This is a genomic window from Streptomyces sp. NPDC044064 (assembly GCF_056434245.1).
Genome location: NZ_JBWKFN010000013.1, coordinates 1 through 1,098 on the forward strand (window position 1 = coordinate 1; position 1,098 = coordinate 1,098).

The following is a 1,098-nucleotide window of genomic DNA, read 5'->3' on the forward strand; positions in this document are numbered from 1 at the left end:
CGGGGGTGGGAGGGGTGGGGGACGAGAGGGAAGGGGGTTCGGGCGCAGGGGCAAAACACAAGCGGGATTGGGGGGGGTCTGTGGGGCTCGGGCTCCCTCGGAAGAGGGGCGCCGAGCCCGAGGTCCATGCCGTCCCGCACCCCGGCGCCCTGGAGGGTGGTGTGCGGGTCGACGGGGGTCGAGCCGATGTAGAGGGGCGGCTCCCCCGAGGCTGCTCCGGCATACCCGACGGCCCGTGCCAGCTCGGCCGCGAACCTGCCCGCCTGCGCGGACGGTTCGGTTTCCACGGCGACGGTGGTGGACACCCCCTCGACCTGTGGGTCACGCACGCTGACAGTCAATCGCACTGCTCATCGTCCTTCTCGTGTGGAGGCGGGTGCGGCACCGCCCGCCGTGGCGGCGAGCCGGGCCGGTGGGTCAGGAGAGGTTGGAGCCGAGCTGGCTGTCGGTCTGGTCGAAGGCCTCGCCGACGGACTTCACGTACTGGCCGATCCCCTGGAGACCCTGGTTGACCTGGTCGAAGCCCTTGGCGAACTCGTCGAAGAACGGCGAGAACTTCTGCTGGGCGGCCGGCGTGGTGTAGCCGTCGGCGAGCAGGTTGGAGATCTTGCCCTTGACCTCGTTGAGCTTGTCCTGGAGCTGGGAGAAGTCATTGAGCAGGGCCTGCGAGGTGGACGCGGTGGTGTCCGAGTTGACGCTGTAGTTGGGCATGGTGGTACTCCTTGCTAGTCGGTTGGTGCGGTCCACCCCTTCGGGGATGGAGGTCTGGGTGCGCGGGCCGGGTGGACGTCTAGCGGTCCGGGCCTTCCGCGGGGCTCGTCGGCGGCGTGAAGAAGCCGTCGCTCGACGGGGACGGCGACTCGCTGCCGGAGTTCGGCTGCGAGTCGGAGGTGCTGATCGGCGGGACGGTGGGCCGTCCCGCAGAGCCGCCGCCGTCGGGAGTGGTGGGAGAGGGCGGCAGCGGTATGTTCGCGGGTTCCCCCGGGGTCGGGGTGGAGGGGCGGGACCCGACCGGCGACACCGGACTCGACGAACCCGACCCACTCGCCGGATCCCCCGGCACCGGACTCGACGAACCCGACCCACTCGCCGGATCCC

The 1,098-nt window shown here is 70.9% G+C and carries 1 protein-coding gene and 2 pseudogenes; 1 reads left to right on the top strand and 2 read right to left on the bottom strand.

The window, feature by feature from the left end; genetic code table 11:
* Both AC07DS_RS21585 and AC07DS_RS21590 read right to left on the bottom strand, forming a co-directional pair.
* Window positions 1-329 (bottom strand): annotated as a pseudogene (locus tag AC07DS_RS21585) (hypothetical protein); the annotation flags it as partial.
* Window positions 330-417: 88 nt separating this feature from the next.
* Entirely contained in the window at window positions 418-711 is a 294-nt protein-coding gene (locus AC07DS_RS21590) for a WXG100 family type VII secretion target (RefSeq protein WP_384048576.1), read from the bottom strand.
* Between the two features lie 116 nt (window positions 712-827).
* On the opposite strand from AC07DS_RS21590, the pseudogene AC07DS_RS21595 reads away from it, so the two are divergent.
* Window positions 828-1,098 (top strand): annotated as a pseudogene (locus tag AC07DS_RS21595) (hypothetical protein); the annotation flags it as partial.